Origin of the sequence: Streptomyces sp. NRRL WC-3605, assembly GCF_001509795.1 — a bacterium.
GTDB classification, from domain to species: Bacteria; Actinomycetota; Actinomycetes; order Streptomycetales; family Streptomycetaceae; genus Streptomyces; species Streptomyces viridochromogenes.
In genome coordinates, this window is sequence record NZ_LLZN01000079.1 from 87,168 (window position 1) to 105,226 (window position 18,059).

At 70.0% G+C, this 18,059-nt stretch carries 15 protein-coding genes; 2 read left to right on the forward strand and 13 right to left on the reverse strand.

The annotated features are described in order from the left end of the window. Window positions 1–146 precede the first annotated feature (146 nt). The 12 genes from ADL34_RS26460 to ADL34_RS26515 form a co-directional block, all read right to left on the reverse strand. A complete protein-coding gene (locus ADL34_RS26460; RefSeq protein ID WP_062674299.1) occupies window positions 147–488 on the reverse strand; it encodes a hypothetical protein in 342 nt (113 codons plus the stop codon). Between the two features lie 53 nt (window positions 489–541). Next, window positions 542–1,378: a shikimate dehydrogenase gene (locus ADL34_RS26465; protein ID WP_062674297.1), complete on the reverse strand. Its 837-nt coding sequence runs from the start codon at window positions 1,376–1,378 to the stop codon at window positions 542–544. A 29-nt stretch (window positions 1,379–1,407) separates the two neighbouring features. Next, the gene (gene mltG / locus ADL34_RS26470) at window positions 1,408–3,168 is read right to left on the reverse strand and encodes an endolytic transglycosylase MltG (RefSeq protein ID WP_062674295.1); all 1,761 of its coding nucleotides are present in this window, start codon (window positions 3,166–3,168) and stop codon (window positions 1,408–1,410) included. 545 nt (window positions 3,169–3,713) lie between these two features. Continuing rightward, window positions 3,714–4,178 (reverse strand): Holliday junction resolvase RuvX, encoded by a 465-nt coding sequence (gene ruvX, locus ADL34_RS26475; RefSeq protein ID WP_055623832.1) that lies wholly within the window; start codon window positions 4,176–4,178, stop codon window positions 3,714–3,716. Window positions 4,179–4,213: 35 nt separating this feature from the next. Further along, window positions 4,214–6,886: an alanine--tRNA ligase gene (gene alaS / locus ADL34_RS26480; protein WP_062674293.1), complete on the reverse strand. Its 2,673-nt coding sequence runs from the start codon at window positions 6,884–6,886 to the stop codon at window positions 4,214–4,216. Then, window positions 6,886–7,236, reverse strand: a complete 351-nt coding sequence (locus tag ADL34_RS26485) for a hypothetical protein (protein WP_062674292.1) — start codon at window positions 7,234–7,236, stop codon at window positions 6,886–6,888. The genes alaS and ADL34_RS26485 overlap by 1 nt, the downstream gene beginning before the upstream one ends. A gap of 8 nt (window positions 7,237–7,244) precedes the next feature. Beyond that, complete coding sequence (locus ADL34_RS26490) at window positions 7,245–7,694, reverse strand: DUF948 domain-containing protein (RefSeq protein ID WP_179199199.1); 450 nt, start codon at window positions 7,692–7,694, stop codon at window positions 7,245–7,247. Between the two features lie 199 nt (window positions 7,695–7,893). Then, window positions 7,894–8,508 (reverse strand): 30S ribosomal protein S4, encoded by a 615-nt coding sequence (gene rpsD / locus ADL34_RS26495; protein ID WP_062674288.1) that lies wholly within the window; start codon window positions 8,506–8,508, stop codon window positions 7,894–7,896. Between the two features lie 291 nt (window positions 8,509–8,799). Further along, window positions 8,800–10,155, reverse strand: coding sequence for a replication-associated recombination protein A (locus ADL34_RS26500; RefSeq protein WP_062674284.1), 1,356 nt, complete (start codon window positions 10,153–10,155; stop codon window positions 8,800–8,802). Between the two features lie 43 nt (window positions 10,156–10,198). Further along, window positions 10,199–10,855 (reverse strand): vitamin K epoxide reductase family protein, encoded by a 657-nt coding sequence (locus tag ADL34_RS26505; RefSeq protein WP_062674283.1) that lies wholly within the window; start codon window positions 10,853–10,855, stop codon window positions 10,199–10,201. A 197-nt stretch (window positions 10,856–11,052) separates the two neighbouring features. Then, window positions 11,053–12,315 carry a histidine--tRNA ligase gene (gene hisS / locus ADL34_RS26510; protein ID WP_062674281.1) on the reverse strand — a complete coding sequence of 421 codons (1,263 nt, stop codon included), beginning with the start codon at window positions 12,313–12,315 and terminating at the stop codon, window positions 11,053–11,055. An 11-nt stretch (window positions 12,316–12,326) separates the two neighbouring features. Next, a complete protein-coding gene (locus ADL34_RS26515) occupies window positions 12,327–13,040 on the reverse strand; it encodes an MBL fold metallo-hydrolase (protein ID WP_062674279.1) in 714 nt (237 codons plus the stop codon). Window positions 13,041–13,220: 180 nt separating this feature from the next. Here ADL34_RS26515 and ADL34_RS26520 point away from each other — a divergent pair, with 180 nt between their 5' ends. Beyond that, entirely contained in the window at window positions 13,221–14,045 is an 825-nt protein-coding gene (locus ADL34_RS26520; RefSeq protein ID WP_062674277.1) for a peptidylprolyl isomerase, read from the forward strand. Window positions 14,046–14,180: 135 nt separating this feature from the next. Then, window positions 14,181–15,410, forward strand: coding sequence for a DUF349 domain-containing protein (locus tag ADL34_RS26525; RefSeq protein ID WP_062674275.1), 1,230 nt, complete (start codon window positions 14,181–14,183; stop codon window positions 15,408–15,410). Between the two features lie 105 nt (window positions 15,411–15,515). On the opposite strand, the gene relA is transcribed toward ADL34_RS26525, so the two are convergent. Continuing rightward, window positions 15,516–18,047, reverse strand: coding sequence for a GTP pyrophosphokinase (gene relA, locus ADL34_RS26530; protein ID WP_062674273.1), 2,532 nt, complete (start codon window positions 18,045–18,047; stop codon window positions 15,516–15,518). Window positions 18,048–18,059 lie beyond the last annotated feature (12 nt).

The window sequence follows — 18,059 nt, forward strand, 5'->3', positions numbered from 1 at the left end:
TCGGCGCGTACCGCGACGGCGGCCAGGTGCGCGGCCCGGGCCCGCCACCTCCGATCCTCCCACGTCCGGGCCCGGCCACCGGCCGCCGGTCCATCTGGCGGACGGCCGGTGGACGGCCGGTGGGCGTCCCGCGGCCGAGGACGCGGTCAGGCGGAGGGCTCGCCCTGGCTCCGTGGCGGGGCGTAGGAGCCGAGGAAGTCGGCGCCGCTCGGCTGTCCCGCGGGCTGCGGCGGCTGCTGCTGCGGGGCGTAGGGGCCGAGGAAGTCGGCACCCCTGGCCTGCGACGGCTGGGGCACCGGGGTGGACGTACGGCCCAGGCGCCGCGCCCGCCGCTGGTCGAGCTTGCGCTTGCCCTTGTAGACCCAGGACCCCACCACGGCGAGCACGATCAGGACCAGGACGGGAATCTGGATCCAGTCCGGCATGAACTGGAGGACGGTCTCGAATATCTCGCTCTTGACGGACGCGAGCGGCACGCCTGTGGACACGGTGTCGTGCTCCCCTGTGAAAACTGCTCCGCCCCCTGCGGAACTCGCCGATCTTAGCGGGCCGCGAGGGCGCGCTCCCCCGCTTTTCGCATCGCCTCCAGCGGCGCCGGGGCGCGGCCGGTCATCTGCTCCACTTGGAGCACCGCCTGGTGCACCAGCAGGTCGAGGCCGCTGACGACGGCCCCGCCGAACATCGACCAGCGGGCCGCGAGCGCGGTGGGCCAGGGGTCGTAGAGCACGTCGAAGAGGGTGGCGGGACGCTCGGGCACGGCATGGGCGAGAGCGTCGGTGGTGCCCGCGGGAGTCGTCGCGATCACCAGGGGGGCACGCAGCGCCTCGGCGGCGTCGGCCCAGTCCGCCGTGCGGACCTCGACGCCGAGCCGCTCGCCCCACTGCCGCATCTCGGCGGCGCGCGCCTCGCTGCGGACGTAGGCCACGACCTCGCCGGTGCAGACGCGGGCCAGGGCGGCCAGCGCCGAGGACGCGGTGGCGCCGGCGCCGAGCACGGCGGCCGAGCCGACCTCCTCGATGCCGCGCTCGCGCAGGGCGGCGACCATGCCGGGGATGTCGGTGTTGTCGCCGACGCGGCGGCCGTCCCCGGTCACGACGACGGTGTTGACGGCCTCGACCGAGGCGGCGGTCTCGCTGATCTCGTCGAGCAGCGGGATCACGGCCCGCTTCAACGGCATGGTCAGCGACAGCCCGGCCCACTCGGGACCGAGCTCGGCGAGGAAGCCGGGCAGGGCGGCCTCGTCGACGTCGAAGCGGTCGTACGACCAGCCGGTGAGCCCCAGTTCGGCGTAGGCGGCCCGGTGCAGCACCGGGGACAGGGAGTGCCCGATGGGGGAACCGAGCACCGCCGCCCGGCACCGCCCGCCCGTCGCGGCCATCGCGGAATCGTTCACTGCGTCCGTGATCCCTAGCTCTTCTTCCTCGACGCGTTGAACTGCTCGACCAGCTTCTCGTGGTCCTTCAGCGTCTTGGTGAACTTGCTGGTCTTGCCGTCCAGCGAGATGAAGTAGTACCAGCCGTCCTTCGTCGGGTTCAGCGCGCCCTTGAGCGCATCCTCACCCGGGTTGTCGATGGGACCGGGCGGCAGGCCCTTGACGAAGTACGTGTTGTACGGGTTGTCGTAGCGCCGCAGCTCGGCGATGCTCAGGTCGATCTTGCTCTGGTTCTTGATGTAGTTGTACGTGGAGTCGAACTCCAGGGACCCGTAGGTCTCGGGGTTCCCGGGCTTGAGGCGGTTGTAGACGACCTCGGCCATCTTGCGGTAGTCGTCGTGGCTGGTGCCCTCGGCCTGGGCCAGGCTGGCCACGGTGAGCACCTCCCAGGGGCCGTCGAGCCCGAGGCCCGCGGCCTTCTTCTCCAGCCCCATCTCCTCGTACTTCTTCGTGGCCCGGTCGACCATCTCCTTCAGCACGGTCGCCGGCTTCTGGCCCTTGCTGGCCGCGTAGCTGGACGGGTAGAGGAACCCCTCCAGGGGGTCCTTCACATTGGGGTGGTCCAGCGCCCAGTCGGGCAGGCCGAGCTTCTTGTACTGCTTCTTCGCGACCTCGGCCGTGGTGCCGTCCGCGACCCCGAGGCGCTTGTCGATCAGCGCGTACACGGCGGCGTTCCGGGAGCCCTCGGCGATGATCAGGTTGGACCGGCTCTTGGGGCTGAGCATCAGCTCGACGGCGCTGGCCGCCGACATCTGCTTCTGCATCGTGTAGACGCCGTCCTGGATGGACTTGCCGTTCGCATGGTCGTTCTGCGCGGACACGAACGCGTCCACGCTCTGGATGACGCCGGCCGCCTTCAGCTTCTGCCCGATGACATAGCCGCCCGCGCCTTTCGGGATGACGACCGTGACCTGTTCGCCGTTGCCGTCGCCCGCGTAGTCGGGCGCCGGGCCGAAACGGTCCTGGTAGAACTGGTAGCCGAAGTAGCCGACGCCGCCGACCGCGCCCGCGAAGATCAGGGCGAGGACCAGGCAGGCCGGTCCGCTGCGACGTTTCTTCGGTTTCTTGCCGCCGCGCCCCGACCGGTCGTCACGCTCGTCGGTGTCGTCGTCATCGTCCTGGTCGCCGCCCGCGAAGAAGGCGTGTTCGCCCTGGTCGGGGCCAGGGTCCCAGCCGGTGTCCGGCTCGGGCTCGGCGGCCCGCCGGGTGGGCGGCTGCGGGGGCGGATAGGCGTCCTGCGTGCCGTAGTAGTCGGGCTGGCCTCCCCCGTAGGCGGCCTGCTGCTGCCCGTACGGGTCCGGGTCGCCGTACGACGGCTGCTGGTGACCGCCCATGGCCCAGCCGCCGTCGTACGACTGCTGCTGCGCGTGCCCCGCATGCTGACCGTGACCCTGCTGCTGCCCGTGCCCCGTGTGCTGACCGTGACCCTGCTGCTGTCCCTGGTCCGTGTACTGCTGGGGGTACTGCTCCTGCGGGTACTGCTGCTGGCCGTACCCGGTGTGCTGCCCGTCGTTCCACTCGCCGTACTGCTGCTGCGCCTGCTGTGCGTAGTACTGCTGGTCGGCGTACTGCTGCGGGTCGTACTGCTGCTGACCGTACTGCTGGTGCTGCGGGTCGGCGTACTGCTGCTGCCCGTATCCCTGTTGATCACCCTGCTGGGCGTTCCACCGGCCGTCCCCGCCGAGCGGATCGTCCTGCCAGCGATCGGAGCCGTCGCCCCGGCCGTATTCAGTCATCGGAGCGGTCGGCACGCCGGAGTCCGCCGTGGGGGGCGGGGCCGTGCGTGCCTTCCTCCTCTCGGGTGAGGTGGCCGTAGCCGTCGGCCCGTCGCGGCAGGTGGGCTCCGTGGTGTCGCCCGACGGAGTCAGGGCCTGGTGCCGTAGCACCGTTCATGACAGACGTGACCGTGCACCCCGCGCGTCCGGACACGTCTCGCCGCAGCATTGCCTGGTGGATGTGCGCCCCTAGAACTCGTGATCCGACCGGCACCGGGCCACGCACGGGCCACGGGCCGGCCTGTCCCGCCCGGCCCGTGTGGGTCCGTCCACGCACCTGAAGCGTGGTCACCGATCGCACCTCCTCCACGCGGTGACCGGGGCCGGTCACCTCGGCGCCGCCGTGGGCGGCGGGCCCGGCCGGCTGGCCGGGGTGCGGGTGACCGGTTCCTGGAACCGCGAGACGGTCGGTCCCTGAGCGATCGGGCTCAGATGCCGTCCGGTCTCCGTAAGGACAGCGGCTGTTCGACCGCCGCCGTATCGCGCGGAACGTTACCGTATCGCGATCAGATAACCACTTCGACGCCCTCGCCGGGTGCTTTGCCTGACACCCGTTCGGATTCGAGCGCCTGCTGCAGGATGATCACCGCGGCCGCCTGGTCGATGACGGAACGGCCCTTCTTGGACTTCACGCCCGAGGCGCGCAGTCCCTGACTGGCCGTCACGGTCGTCATCCTCTCATCGACGAGTCTGACCGGAACGGGCGCGATCATGCGGGCGAGTTCCTGGGCGAAGCCCCGGACCTTCACCGCGGCCGGGCCCTCGCCGCCCTTGAGGGAACGGGGCAGCCCGACGACGACCTCGATCGGCTCGTACTCCTCGACGAGCTGCCGCAGCCGGCGCTGCGCGGCCGGGACGTCCCGGCCCGGCACGGTCTCCACGGGGGTGGCGAGGATGCCGTCCGGGTCGCACGAGGCGACGCCGATCCGGGCGTCGCCCACGTCGACGGCGAGGCGGCGGCCGCGGCGCATGCCCCGGCCGTCACCGCTCGCCTGTGTGTCGTGGCTCACTTGGCGGTGTCCGCCACGAGCCGCTCGACCGCGTCGACGGCCTCGCCGACCGCGGCCGGGTTCTGGCCACCGCCCTGGGCCACGTCCGGCTTGCCGCCACCGCCGCCGCCGAGGGTCTTGGCGGCCGTACGGACCAGGTCACCGGCCTTGAGGCCGCGCTCGCGGGCGGCGTCGTTGGTGGCGATGACCGTCAGCGGCTTGCCGTTGGTCACGGTGAACAGGGCGACCACGGCGGCGCGTCCGCCCTGGATGCGGCCGCGGACGTCGAGGACGAGCTTGCGCAGGTCGTCGGCGGTGGTGCCGTCCGGGACCTGGCCGGTGACGACCGCGACCCCGCGGACGTCCTTGGCGGACCCGGCGAGCCCGGCGGCGGCCTGGAGCACCTTCTCGGCGCGGAACTTCTCGATCTCCTTCTCGGCGTCCTTCAGCTTGCCGAGCATGGCGGAAACCTTCTCCGGGAGCTCCTCCGGACGGCCCTTGATCAGCTCCTGGAGCTGGGCGACGACCGTGTGCTCACGGGCCAGGAAGTTGTAGGCGTCGACGCCGACCAGGGCCTCGATCCGGCGGACGCCGGAGCCGATGGACGACTCGCCGAGCAGCTTGACCAGGCCGAGCTGGGCGGTGTTGTGGACGTGCGTGCCGCCGCACAGCTCCTTGGAGAAGTCGCCGATGGTCACCACACGGACCCGCTCGCCGTACTTCTCGCCGAACTCGGCGATGGCACCCTGCTTCTTGGCCTCGTCGATGCCCATGACGTCGGCGCGCACGTCCAGGTCGCGGGCGAGCACCTCGTTGATCTTCTGCTCGACGTCGGTCATCACGGCCGTCGGGACGGCGGACGGCGAGCCGAAGTCGAAGCGGAAGCGGCCGGGCTGGTTCTCGGAACCGGCCTGGGCGGCGGTCGGGCCGAGGGCGTCACGCAGGGCCTGGTGCGTGAGGTGCGTGGCCGAGTGGGCACGGGCGATGGCCGTACGGCGGCGGGCGTCGATGGCGGCGTGGGCGCGGGCACCGACGGTGACCTCGCCGACCTGGACGACGCCCTTGTGGACGTAGACGCCCGGGACGGGCTTCTGGCAGTCGCGGATCTCGATGACGGCACCGTTGTCGGTCCTGACGCGGCCGGTGTCGCCGATCTGGCCGCCGCCCTCGGCGTAGAACGGGGTGCGGTCGAGGACGATCTCGACCTCGTCGCCCTCGGAGGCGGCCGGCGAGGAGACGCCGTCGACCAGGATGCCGACGACGGTGGACTCGCCCTCGGTCTCGGTGTAGCCGATGAAGTCGGTCGCACCGGTCTTGTCGGCGATCTCGCGGTAGGCGCCCGCGCCGGCGTGGCCGGTCTTCTTGGCCTGGGCGTCCGCCTTGGCGCGCTCCCGCTGCTCCTTCATCAGGCGGCGGAAGCCGTCCTCGTCCACGGAGAGGCCCTGCTCGGCGGCCATCTCCAGGGTGAGGTCGATCGGGAAGCCCCAGGTGTCGTGGAGCAGGAACGCCTTGTCGCCGGCGAGGACCTTGCCGCCGGCGGCCTTGGTCTCGGTGACGGCGGTGTCGAGGATGTTGGTGCCGGCCTTCAGCGTCTTGAGGAAGGCGTTCTCCTCGGCGACGGCGACCTTCTCGATGCGCTCGCGGTCGGTGACGAGCTCGGGGTACTGCTGGCCCATCATCGCGATGACGGTGTCGATGAGGTCCAGGACGACCGGGCCGGTGGCGCCGAGCAGGCGCATGTTGCGGATGGCGCGGCGCATGATGCGGCGCAGCACGTAGCCGCGGCCCTCGTTGCCGGGGGTGACGCCGTCGCCGATGAGCATGACGGACGTGCGCATGTGGTCGGTGACCACGCGCAGGGAGACGTCCGACTCGTGGGCGTCGCCGTAGGCCACGCCGGTCAGCTCGGTGGCCTTCCTGATGACGGCCATGGAGGTGTCGATCTCGTACATGTTCTGCACGCCCTGCAGAATCATGGCGAGGCGCTCCAGGCCGAGGCCCGTGTCGATGTTCTTGCTCGGCAGCTCGCCGAGGATCTCGAAGTTGTCCTTGCCGATGCCCTCGCCGCGCTCGTACTGCATGAAGACGAGGTTCCAGATCTCCACGTACCGCTCGTCGTTGACGGCGGGGCCGCCCTCGACGCCGAACTCGGGGCCGCGGTCGTAGTTGATCTCGGAGCAGGGGCCGCAGGGTCCGGGGACGCCCATCGACCAGTAGTTGTCCTTCATGCCGAGGCGCTGGATGCGCTCCTTCGGCACGCCGACGACCTCGTGCCAGATGCGCTCGGCCTCGTCGTCGTCCTTGTAGACGGTGATCCAGAGCTTCTCCGGGTCGAGGCCGTAACCACCCTTGTCCTGGGGCGTGGTGAGCAGCTCCCAGGCGTAGGTGATGGCGCCTTCCTTGAAGTAGTCGCCGAAGGAGAAGTTGCCGCACATCTGGAAGAACGTGCCGTGGCGGGTGGTCTTGCCGACCTCTTCGATGTCGGGCGTGCGCACGCACTTCTGCACGCTGGTGGCGCGCGAGAAGGGCGGCTTGACCTCACCCAGGAAGTAGGGCTTGAAGGGCACCATGCCGGCCGGGACGAGGAGCAGAGTCGGGTCGTCCGCGATGAGCGACGCCGAAGGGACGACGGTGTGCCCGCGCTCCTCGAAGAAGCTCAGCCAGCGGCGGCGAATCTCGGCCGACTCCATCAGTGGTCCTCATTCCGGTTGTTCGTGTACGTCGTGCTGTCGATGACGTACGACTTCGGCTGCTTGTGGTTCTCGATGGCGGTGTACCGCCGGGATGCGGGGAGTTCGGGGCGCTCGTCGATGCCCAGGGCCTCCTGGAGCTCGGCCTCCCGCTGGGCCATGTTGTCCCGGACGTCGAGGGCGAAGCCCACAGCACGGTCCTTGATGCGGTGACCGGCCTCCAGCGCCTTGTTCGCCGCGGTCGCGGCGAGGCTCTCGGGGGTCAGCTGCTTCAGCTTCCGGTTGACCTTGGTGGTGGCCCAGACACCGGCGGCGACGCCCGTGCCGAACCAGAACGTACGGCGGAACATGCTGGGCCTCAGTCCCTCTTCCCGCGGTTTCGCTTCTCGCGCCGCGCGGCCGGCACGGTACGGCCGACGATCACGGTGCGCCTGGGGGCCTTGGCGGGCTCGCCGTCCTTGCGGCCGAGGGCCCGGCGCACGCCGTAGCCGAAGGCCGCGACCTTGACGAGGGGGCCGCCGAAGGTGGAGGCGACGGTGGTCGACAGCGCGGAGGCGTTCGACGTGACCTCCTGCACGTCGGAGGCGATCGCGTCGACCCGGTCGATCTGGGTCTGCGCGGAGCGCACCGCCGACGAGGCGTCTGCGAGGAGCGGCACGGCCTGGTCGGTCACGTCCGCGACCAGCTTGGTGGTCGCCTTCAGCGTCTGGGCCAGCCTCGCCAGCGCCACGGCGAGGAAGGAGACCAGGATCGCCCAGAAGACCGCCACCAGAATCCCGGCAACCTCTCCACCGGACACTGTGTGCACCCGCTCCCTGATACGTGCCTCTGCATCGGTCTGCATCGAAAAAGTCGTGCACCGAGCCTATCGCGCCGGTGATGTGCCGCCGTACCGGATTACGCCCGGCGCACGGCCGAGTCGCCGTGGACGCGAAAGCCCGCCGCCGCCCCACCGAGGTGGGGAGACGACGGGCTCCGGTGCACTGGGTGCTACGACCGCCGGAGGATCAGCGGGCGTAGTACTCGACGACGAGCTGCTCGTCGCAGATCACCGGGATCTCCTTGCGGTTCGGCTCGCGGTCCAGGCGGAACGCCAGGGCCTTGAGGTTCACCTGGAGGTAGCGCGGGGTCTCACCCTCGGGGGCGAAGCCACCCTCGCGGGCGATGGAGAAGAGGGTCTTCTCGCGGCTGCGCTCACGGACCATCACGACGTCGTCGGGCTTGACGCGGAAGGAGGGCTTGTCGACCTTCTGGCCGTTGACCTCGATGTGGCCGTGGACGACCATCTGACGGGCCTGGTAGATGGTGCGGGCGATGCCCGAACGCAGGACCAGGGCGTCGAGACGGCGCTCGAGCTCGATGATCAGGGCCTCACCGGTCTTGCCCTGAACCTTGGAGGCACGCTCGTAGGCGCGGACGAGCTGACGCTCGGACACGTCGTACTGCGCGCGCAGACGCTGCTTCTCCAGCAGACGGACCTTGTAGTCCGAGTTCTGCTTGCGGCCGCGGCCGTGCTCACCCGGCGGGTAGGGACGGGCCTCGAAGTACTTGACGGCCTTCGGGGTCAGCGCGATGCCGAGGGCACGCGACTTCTTGACCTTGGGGCGGGACTGGTTCGCCACGATCTCTCATTTCTCGGTGTTCGGCTCGTCAGGGTTGAGGGAGGTCGCATCCGCAGCCGGGGAAACCCTCCTCGCCCTCGCGGACAGGGTGGGCAGCCGCTCCCTGGTCTGGGCACAACGTGCAGCACGCGAGTGGCCCACCGACCGGTCCCGTCGTGCGACGGAGGGTGGTGGGCTGCCCGCGACACCATTCGATCGGTGCGCGACGCTCCTGGAACCCGCTGGGGTTCCGGCTGACCGTCCCGTTCTGACAGCACGGGACACAGCGCTTCGAGGCAGTTTACAGGGTGCTCAGGACCGCTTGCGACCGAGGTGCTTCCTGGTCCACTCCACGGCGTCCGCGTACCGCGCCTCGGCGCCGTGCCGGGTCGGGGTGTAGTACTCGCGGTCCTTGAGGGCGTCGGGTGCGTACTGCTGCTCGGCGATGCCCTCCGCCAGGTCGTGCGGGTACACGTACCCCTGCGCGTGCCCTAGCTTGGCCGCGCCCTTGTAGTGCCCGTCGCGCAGGTGGGGCGGCACCGCGCCGGCCAGGCCCTTGCGCACGTCGTCCAGGGCGGCACCGATCGCGGTGGTCGCGGCGTTGGACTTCGGGGCGAGCGCGAGGGCGATGGTGGCGTGGCTGAGCGTGAGCGCGGCCTCCGGGAAGCCGATCATGGCGACGGCCTGGGCGGCGGCGACGGCGATCGGCAGGGCGTTGGGGTCGGCGAGCCCGATGTCCTCGCTGGCCGAGATCATCAGGCGCCGGGCGATGAAGCGGGGATCCTCGCCGGCCTCGATCATCCGGGCCAGGTAGTGCAGGGCGGCGTCCACGTCGGAGCCGCGGATCGACTTGATCAGGGCGCTGGCCACGTCGTAGTGCTGGTCGCCGTCGCGGTCGTACTTCACGGCGGCCCGGTCGACGGTCTGCTCCAGGGTCTGGAGGCTGATCTCGCTCTCGTCCTGGTCGAGGGCGGCCCCGGCCGCGGCCTCCAGGGCGGTCAGGGCGCGGCGGGCGTCGCCGCCCGCGATGCGCAGCAGGTGGTCCTCGGTGTCCTCGGGGAGCGCGACGGCGTCCTTCAGGCCGCGCTCGTCGCTCAGCGCGCGGCGGAGCAGGCCGCGGACGTCGTCGTCGGTGAGGGGTTCGAGCGTGAGCAGCAGGGAGCGGGAGAGCAGCGGCGAGATGACCGAGAAGTAGGGGTTCTCGGTGGTGGCCGCGATCAGGGTCACCCAGCGGTTCTCCACGGCGGGCAGGAGGGAGTCCTGCTGGGCCTTGCTGAAGCGGTGGATCTCGTCCAGGAAGAGGACGGTCTCCTGGCCGTAGCCGCCGGTGGCGCGGCGGGCGCCGTCGATGACCGCGCGGACCTCCTTGACCCCTGCGGTGATGGCGGACAGCTCGACGAAGCGCTTGTTGGTGGCCTTGGAGACGACGTAGGCCAGGGTGGTCTTGCCGGTGCCGGGCGGGCCCCAGAGGATCACCGAGGAGGGCCCGGCCGGTCCCCCGGCACCCTCGCCGACGAGCCTGCGCAGCGGGGAGCCCGGCTTGAGCAGGTGCTGCTGGCCCACGACCTCGTCGAGGGTGCGCGGGCGCATGCGGACCGCCAGGGGACTGCTCGTCGGGTCCTTCTCCTGGCGTTCTTCGGCTGCGGCGGTGAACAGATCGGGCTCCACGAGGAAACCCTAAATCACCGCACTGACAATCCCCTCAGGGCTGTCAGCTCGTCCAGAAGTCCCACCAGCGGGTGAGGATCAGCATGCCGATGATCCCGATGTGCAGGACGGGCATGACCCAGGTGAACTCGCCGAAGAAACTCTTCAGCCAGTTCGGCGCGGGGAGCAGGCCGTTGCGGACGTTGAACGAGGTGACGTACCAGAACATGACGATCGTGGCGACCCACGCGAGGCTGCACCACAGGCACAGGGCGTTGATCCGGTACAGGGACTGGAACATCAGCCAGGCGCAGAAGACGACGCCGAAGAGGGTGCCGGCGTTGAAGGTGAGCCAGTACCAGCGCGGGAAGCGGGCGCGGCCGAGCAGGCTCATGCCGACGCAGATCACGATGCCGTAGGCGACGAGGCCCAGCATCGGGTTGGGGAAGCCGAAGACCGCGGCCTGCTTGGACTCCATGACGCTGCCGCAGGAGACGACGGGGTTCAGGCTGCATCCGGGGGTGAACGTCTTCCCCTCGACCTTGGCCTCGAGCAGCTTGAACTTGTCGATCGTGATGACCCAGGCGGCGAGCAGGCCCGCGGCACCGGTGATCACCAGCAGCAGGGCGAGCGCCCGGCTGCCGCCGACCGACCGCGCGGCGGACGGTGCGGGCTCCGACTCGGGCTCGGTGGAGACGTCCTTGACTGTCGTCTTGCTCATCACGCCGATTCCGTCACTTGAGACTTGGAGTTTCCCCGGACAGGGCACATTGTGCCGCACACGCACGCGTCCCCACCGTTCGCTGCGCATAAGGAAGTACGGGTGAGCGGCGCCATGCGTTCGGTTCCGGACACCCCCGGAACAGGGAAAAGGAGGGGGACCCGGACGGTCCCCCTCCTTCCCGACGGCTCGCGGAATCAGCCCAGACGGGATTCCAGCTCGGCGACGATCTCGTTGACGCCGACCGCGATCTGCTCGCCGGACTCCATGTCCTTGAGCTGGACGACGCCCTCGGCGAGGTCGCGCTCACCGGCGACGATCGTGTACCGGGCGCCGCTGCGGTTGGCGTTCTTCATGGCGCCCTTGAGGCCCTTGGCGCCGTAGGAGAAGTCCGTCGCGATGCCGAGCTTGCGCAGCTCGGTGACCTTGGTGAACAGCACCCGGCGGGCCTCCTCGCCGAGCGGCACCGCGAACACGCTGGTCGTGGAGGGCAGTTCGAGCTCGACGCCTTCCGCCTCCAGGGCGAGGACCGTGCGGTCGACGCCGAGGGCCCAGCCGACGGACGGCAGCGCGGGGCCGCCGATCATCTCGGACAGGCCGTCGTACCGGCCTCCGCCGCCCACCGCGGACTGGGAGCCCAGACCGTCGTGCACGAACTCGAAGGTCGTGCGGGTGTAGTAGTCCAGGCCGCGCACCAGTTTGGGGTCGTCCTCGAAGACGACGCCCGCGGCCGTGATCAGCTCGCGGACCTCCTCGTGGTACGCCTTGCAGGCGTCGCACAGGTAGTCGCGCAGCAGCGGGGCGTCGCCGAGCTGCTTCTGGACCGACTCGCGCTTGTCGTCGAGGACGCGCAGCGGGTTGATGTCCGCGCGGCGCAGGGTGTCCTCGTCGAGGTCCAGGCCGCGCAGGAAGTCCTGGAGCGCGGCGCGGTACACCGGGCGGCACTCCTTGTCGCCCAGGGAGTTCAGCAGGATGCGGAAGTTCCGCAGGCCCAGGGAGCGGTACGCCTGGTCGGCCAGGATGATCAGCTCGGCGTCCAGCGCCGGGTCCTCGGCACCGATCGCCTCGGCTCCGACCTGGGAGAAGTGCCGGTAGCGGCCCTTCTGGGGGCGCTCGTAGCGGTAGTAGGAGCCGGAGTACCAGAGCTTGACCGGGAGGTTGCCCGCCTTGTGCAGGTTGGCCTCCAGGGCGGCGCGCAGCACGGAGGCCGTGCCCTCGGGGCGCAGGGCGAGCCTGTCGCCGCCCTTGGTCTCGAAGGCGTACATCTCCTTGGTCACGATGTCGGTGGACTCGCCGACACCGCGCGCGAACAGCTCGACGCTCTCGAAGCCGGGCGTCTCGATGTAGCCGTAGCCGGAGTTGCGCAGGGGCGCGGCGATCGCCTCGCGCACCGCGAGGTACTTCGCGGAGTCGGGCGGCAGCAGGTCGTACGTGCCCTTGGGGGCCTTGAAGGTGCTCACGGAAGGTCTCGTCACATTCCTCGTCGGGGAGCGCGCTCGGTGTTCGCTCCCGGGCCGGCGGCCACCTGCCGCAGATACGGGTTGGTGGCGCGCTCCTGGCCGATGGTCGTCTGGGGGCCGTGGCCGGACAGCACCACGGTCGAGTCGTCGAGCGGCAGGCACACGCGGGCCAGCGAGTCGAGGATCTCGGCCATGTCACCGCCGGGCAGGTCGGTGCGTCCGATGGAGCCGGCGAACAGCAGGTCGCCCGAGAAGAGGATCGGCGGGATGTCCGCCGCCTCGGGCAGGCCGAAGGTCACCGACCCCTTGGTATGGCCCGGCGCGTGGGCGACGGTGAGCTCCATCCCCGCCAGCTCCAGCGTGGCACCGTCGGTCAGCTCCTTGACGTCGTCCGGTTCCCCTACGGTCAGCTCGCCCATGAGCTGCGCGCCGATGGACCGGCCGAGCGCCTTCTCGGGGTCGCTCATCATGTACCGGTCCTCGGGGTGGATCCAGGCCGGTACGTCGTGCGCACCGCACACCGGGACGACCGAGGCCACGTGGTCGAGGTGGCCGTGGGTGAGGACGACGGCGACGGGCTTGAGCCGATGCTTCTTCAGTGCTTCCTCGACTCCGGGGGCCGCTTCGTGGCCCGGGTCGATGATCACGCACTCCTCACCGGGGGCGGGGGCGACGAGATAACAGTTCGTCCCCCAGGCCCCGGCGGGGAACCCGGCAATGAGCACGATCGTCCTTCGTTTGTGTCGACACGAGTGGTTTGTCGGCGGACTCCGCCTGTGGTCAGAGCCTACCGGCGCTGCCGAACACTCAGCGAACCCATATACGGTACGGGTCACACGCAGACGGTCGACTCACTGAGCACATGTGTACCGGTCGACACACACGACGCATGAGGAGAGAACCCGGTGGTCAGCCAGGAACAGCGGCGGCGTCAGCTCGCCCGGGAGAAGTTCTTGCGGCAGCAGCAGCGGCGTACGGACGCCCGTCGCAAGTCGCGCATGCGCAACTCGGTGATCGCGTCGGTGCTCGCGGTGGTCGTCATCGGCAGCGTCGCGCTGTACACGACGGGTGTCCTCAAGGGCGACGACGACACCAAGCAGAACGCGGGCTCCGAGGTCACGCCGACCCAGAGCGCGCCCAGCAAGGCGCCGGACCCGTGCGAGAAGCCCGCCGAGGGCAAGGTGAGGACGGCGACCTGGAAGAAGGAGCCGGAGCTCACTGTCGACAAGTCGGCGAAGTACACGATGAAACTCGCGACGACGTGCGGCGACATAGACATCGATCTGAAGGCGTCGGCAGCGCCGCACACCGTCAACTCGTTCGACTTCCTCGCCGGCAAGGGCTACTTCGACCACTCCAAGTGCCACCGGCTCACCACGAACGGCATCTACGTGCTGCAGTGCGGCGACCCGACGGGCACCGGCACCGGCGGCCCCGGCTACACGATTCCGGACGAGAACCTCAAGGACAAGAGCCTCAAGGACAACGTGTATCCCGCGGGCACCGTGGCGATGGCCAACACCGGCCAGAAGCACAGCGGCGGCAGCCAGTTCTTCCTCGTCTACCAGGACAGTCAGCTTCCGCCCAGCTACACACCGTTCGGTACCGTTTCCGATTCCGGCATGAAGGTGCTGGAGAAGATCGCGAAGGCCGGTGAGAGCACCGGGGCCGGGGACGGCGCACCCAACGCGACGGTCGTGATCGACAAGGCGACGGTCACGAAATCCTGAGCCTCAACTGCGTAATTTCGGTCGCGCGGGATGCGGACAGGCAACCCGCCGGTCGCCTATGTTGGCCGTGACGAAACTGTGGACGATGCCCGGGGGGACACCAGCCCCTCGCAGGCATCATGTGGAGGAGGCGCTGTGAGCAGCGACCCGTGGGGCCGCGTCGACGAGACGGGGACCGTGTACGTGCGTACGGCCGACGGCGAGCAGGTCGTCGGTTCCTGGCAGGCAGGCTCCCCCGAGGAGGCGCTGGCCTATTTCGAGCGCAAGTACGAGGGCCTGGTTGTCGAGATCGGCCTCCTCGAGAAGCGAGTGAAGACCACCGACCTGTCGGCGAAGGACGCCCAGGCGGCGATCGACCACATCCGCGAGCAGGTGGACGCGCACCACGCGGTCGGCGACCTGGACGCCCTGCGGGTGCGGCTCGACAAGCTCGTGGAGCTGGTCGAGAAGCGCCGCGAGGAGCGCAAGCAGCAGCGGGCGAAGCAGTCCGACGAGGCGCGCCACCGCAAGGAGGCGCTGGTCATCGAGGCGGAGGAGCTGGCGCAGTCCGACCAGTGGCGGGCCGCCGGTGAGCGGCTGCGGGCCCTGGTCGACACGTGGAAGAGCCTGCCGCGGCTGGATCGCAAGTCGGACGACGAGCTGTGGCACCGCTTCTCGCACGCCCGCTCGGCTTTCTCCAAGCGGCGCAAGGCGCACTTCGCGCAGCTGGACGCGCAGCGCGAGGACGCCCGCCGGATCAAGGAGCGCCTGGTCGCCGAGGCGGAGTCGCTGTCCGGTTCGACGGACTGGGGTCCGACGGCCGCGCGCTACCGCGAGCTGATGGCCGAGTGGAAGGCCGCCGGACGGGCCCAGCGTGAGCACGAGGACGACCTGTGGAACCGCTTCCGCGGCGCCCAGGACGTCTTCTTCGCCGCCCGCAGCTCGGTGTTCGCCGAGCGCGACGCCGAGCAGGCGGAGAACCTCAAGCTGAAGGAGGAGCTGGCCGAGGAGGCCGAGAAGCTGCTGCCGATCGGCGACCTGAAGGGCGCGCGCGCCGCCTTCCGCTCGATCAACGAGCGCTGGGAGGCCATCGGCCATGTGCCGCGCGACGCCCGGCCGAAGGTCGAGGGCCGCATGCACGCCGTGGAGCGGGCCATCCAGGAGGCCGAGGAGGCCGAGTGGCGCCGGACCAACCCGGAGGCGCGTGTGCGTGCCGAGGGGCTGACCGGTCAGCTCCAGGCCGCCGTGGACAAGCTGAAGGGCCAGATCGAGCAGGCCCGCGCCCAGGGCAACAACGCGAAGGCCGAGAAGCTGGAGCGTGAGCTGGAGGGCCGTCAGGCGCTGCTGGACACGGCCCTGAAGGGTCTGCACGAGTTCGGCGGCTGATGCCATCGCCCGGGCCGAGCTGATCCGACGCCCGCCCGGGCCGAAGCGAAAGAGGGGCTCCCGTACATCGCGTACGGGAGCCCCTCTCGCGTCACTCGACAACTGTCACGACCGGTTGCGCGCCGACGTCACGCGGTAGACGTCGTAGACGCCCTCCACTCCCCTGACGGCCTTCAGGACGTGGCCCAGGTGCTTCGGGTCGCCCATCTCGAAGGTGAAGCGGGAGGTGGCGACGCGGTCGCGGGAGGTCTGCACGGCCGCCGACAGGATGTTGACGTGCTGGTCCGACAGGACGCGGGTGACGTCCGACAGCAGCCGGGAGCGGTCCAGGGCCTCGACCTGGATGGCGACCAGGAACACCGAGGACTGCGTCGGCGCCCACTCGACCTCGAGGATGCGCTCGGGCTCGCGGGACAGCGAGTCGACGTTCACGCAGTCGCTGCGGTGCACGGACACCCCGCTGCCGCGGGTCACGAACCCGATGATCGGGTCGCCGGGCACCGGCGTGCAGCAGCGGGCCAGCTTGACCCACACGTCCTCGACGCCCTTGACGATGACGCCCGGGTCGGCGCTGGAGCGGCGCTTGCGGCGGCTGCGGGTCGGCGGGACCGACTCGTCGATCTCCTCGGTGGCCGCCTCCTCGCCGCCGAGCGCCTGGACCAGCTTCTGCACGATGTTCTGCGCGGAGACATGGCCCTCGCCGATCGCCGCGTACAGCGCGGAGATGTCCGCGTAGCGCATCTCGTGGGCGAGCGTGACCAGCGAGTCGCCGGTGAGGATGCGCTGGATCGGCAGGTTCTGCTTGCGCATGGCCCGCACGATGGCGTCCTTGCCCTGCTCGATCGCCTCGTCGCGGCGCTCCTTGGAGAACCAGGCGCGGATCTTGTTCCGGGCGCGCGGCGACTTCACGAAGCCCAGCCAGTCGCGGGACGGGCCCGCGCCGGCCGCCTTGGACGTGAAGACCTCGACCAGGTCGCCGTTGTCCAGGGTCGATTCGAGCGGTACGAGCCTGCCGTTGACCCGCGCTCCTATGGTGCGGTGGCCGACCTCGGTGTGGACGGCGTACGCGAAGTCGACGGGGGTGGCCCCGGCCGGCAGCGCTATCACGTCGCCCTTGGGCGTGAAGACGAAGACCTCGTTGCGGGACAGGTCGAAGCGCAGGGACTCCAGGAACTCGCCCGGGTCCTCGGTCTCCTTCTGCCAGTCCAGCAGCTGGCGCAGCCACGCCATGTCGTTGAGGTGGTCGTCCTTGCCCTTGCCGGACGTCTTCGGGGCGTCGGTACGGATCTTGGAGGCGCCGGCGACGGCCTCCTGCTTGTACTTCCAGTGCGCGGCGATGCCGTACTCGGCGCGGCGGTGCATGTCGAAGGTGCGGATCTGGAGTTCGACCGGCTTGCCGTTGGGGCCGATGACCGTCGTGTGCAGCGACTGGTACATGTTGAACTTCGGCATCGCGATGTAGTCCTTGAACCGGCCGGGGACCGGGTTCCATCGCGCGTGCACGGTGCCGAGGGCGGCGTAGCAGTCGCGGACCGTGTCGACGAGGACACGGATGCCCACCAGGTCGTAGATCTCCGCGAAGTCACGGCCGCGGACGATCATCTTCTGGTAGACGCTGTAGTAGTGCTTCGGGCGGCCGGTGACGGTCGCCTTGATACGGGCCGCGCGCAGGTCCTGCTGCACCTCGTCGGTCACTATGGCCAGGTACTCGTCGCGCTTCGGTGCACGCTCCGCCACCAGCCGTACGATCTCGTCGTACATCTTGGGGTAGAGGATCGCGAAGGCGAGGTCCTCCAGCTCCCACTTGATGGTGTTCATGCCGAGGCGGTGGGCGAGCGGCGCGTAGATCTCGAGGGTCTCGCGCGCCTTCTTCTCCTGCTTCTCGCGCTTGAGGTAGCGCATGGTGCGCATGTTGTGCAGGCGGTCGGCGAGCTTGATGACCAGGACGCGGGGGTCCTTGGCCATGGCGACGACCATCTTGCGCACGGTCTCGGCCTGCGCGGCCTCGCCGAACTTGACCTTGTCCAGCTTGGTGACGCCGTCGACGAGCAGCGCGACGGAGTCGCCGAAGTCGCGGCGCAGCTGGTCGAGGCCGTACTCGGTGTCCTCGACCGTGTCGTGCAGCAGGCCCGCCATGAGGGTGGCCGGATCCATGCCGAGCTCGGCGAGGATGGTGGTGACCGCCAGCGGGTGCGTGATGTACGGGTCGCCGCTCTTGCGCTTCTGGCCACGGTGCCAGCGCTCCGCGACCTGGTACGCCTTCTCGATCTGGCGGAGGGTGGCGGTCTCGATCTTCGGGTCGTTGCCGCGGACTATGCGCAGCAGGGGCTCCAGGACCGGGTTGTACGGGTTGGAGCGCTGGACGCCGAGGCGGGCGAGCCGGGCCCGGACGCGGTTGGAGGAGCCGGAGCGCGCGGGCTGGCCGGTGTTCGGGCGGACCGGAGGGGTGGAGCGCTCGGGCGGGGCCGGCTTGGGACGCGCCTGCTCGGCCGGCTTGTCGACCGGGGCCGACTGGGCGTGCTCGACCGTCCCGCGCGAGTCGTTCTTGGCGTGCGGTGCGCTGGGCGCGGGCTTAGCCGCGGCGGCCGAGGCGGACTCGGGCTTCGCTGCGGTCAGGTGCTGGGCCTCGTCTGGCAAGAGGACTCCTCG

Excerpts from the sequence above, each read along its gene's own strand:
- ADL34_RS26465 (WP_062674297.1), bottom strand. The coding sequence starts at position 1,378 with ATGGCCGCGACGGGCGGGCGGTGCCGGGCGGCGGTGCTCGGTTCCCCC.
- mltG (WP_062674295.1), bottom strand. The coding sequence starts at position 3,168 with ATGACTGAATACGGCCGGGGCGACGGCTCCGATCGCTGGCAGGACGAT.
- ruvX (WP_055623832.1), bottom strand. The coding sequence starts at position 4,178 with ATGCGCCGCGGCCGCCGCCTCGCCGTCGACGTGGGCGACGCCCGGATC.
- alaS (WP_062674293.1), bottom strand. The coding sequence starts at position 6,886 with ATGGAGTCGGCCGAGATTCGCCGCCGCTGGCTGAGCTTCTTCGAGGAG.
- ADL34_RS26485 (WP_062674292.1), bottom strand. The coding sequence starts at position 7,236 with ATGTTCCGCCGTACGTTCTGGTTCGGCACGGGCGTCGCCGCCGGTGTC.
- ADL34_RS26505 (WP_062674283.1), bottom strand. The coding sequence starts at position 10,855 with ATGAGCAAGACGACAGTCAAGGACGTCTCCACCGAGCCCGAGTCGGAG.